Origin of the sequence: Dietzia sp. SLG310A2-38A2 (genome assembly GCF_014145095.1) — a bacterium.
In the GTDB taxonomy this organism is placed as follows: domain Bacteria; phylum Actinomycetota; class Actinomycetes; order Mycobacteriales; family Mycobacteriaceae; genus Dietzia.
The window spans coordinates 1-929 of sequence record NZ_JAALDX010000361.1 but is presented as its reverse complement, the minus strand read 5'-3'; the positions used below and the strand labels follow the sequence as shown (position 1 = coordinate 929).

Genomic DNA, 929 nt, shown 5'->3' with positions numbered 1-929 from the left:
TCCCGGTGCGGCAGACCCGAACGGGGACGCCGGACCAGTCGGCGTCGACGAAGGCCATGTAGTCCAGGTCGATGGGCAGACCGACCGCGGTGAGGACCTCCCCGGCGAGCGGGCCCTGCACTGCGATCACGGCGCGGGAGCGGTGCTCGTCGGTGACGCTGACCCCGGGCGCCCGCTCGGCGGCGGCGGCCTGCATCCGCCGCACCACCTCGGCGGTGTTGGCGGCGTTGGGGATGAGGAAGATCTCCTCGTCGGAGACGCGATAGGCGATGAGGTCGTCGACGACCCCCCCGGACTCGTCGCAGCACAGTGTGTACTGGGCGCTGCCGGCGGAGATCCGGTCGAGGTCGTTGGTGAGGCAGGTGTTGACGAACCCGGCGGCGCCGGGTCCGGTCACGAGCGCCTTGCCCAGGTGGCTGACGTCGAACAGTCCGACGGTCGTGCGGGTGGCGTGGTGTTCGGCGACGGTGCCCGAATACTGAACGGGCATCGACCAGCCACCGAAGGGGGCGAAGGTGGCCCCGGCCTCCACGTGACGAGAGTGCAGCGGCCCCTCGTAGAGGTCCCCGGTGTCTGTCATGTGGCCACTCCTCGCGCTCTCCAGTACGGCTGTGCTCCCACGGTAGTCGATAGACTATGGTGCCCTGGCCGTGGCGGTCCCGCCACGTCATCAGGGCATCTGACACGTCCCGTACGTCCCCGCCGACCACCAGGAGTGCTTCATGCCCACCGCGCAGTCGATCCTCACCCACAGCCCGGACCTCGCCGCGATCGAGGCCGTCACGACGCCTGTCGAGTCCGAGGTGGTGGTGGTCGGTATCGCCGCGGGCGCCGACCGCGGTGATGGCGGTGGCGAGTCGGACGCGGCCCCCGTCGTCGTCGCCCCCGGTCTCGACGGCGAGGTCACCGCGGCGCTGGCCACGCTGGCC

Annotated in this window: 2 pseudogenes; one reads left to right on the top strand and one right to left on the bottom strand. The window is 71.2% G+C overall.

The features are described 5' to 3' along the window. Window positions 1-580, bottom strand: a pseudogene (locus G6027_RS12780) (glycine cleavage system protein T); the annotation flags it as partial. A 142-nt stretch (window positions 581-722) separates the two neighbouring features. On the opposite strand from G6027_RS12780, the pseudogene G6027_RS12775 reads away from it, so the two are divergent. Then, a pseudogene (locus G6027_RS12775) lies at window positions 723-929 on the top strand (leucyl aminopeptidase); the annotation flags it as partial.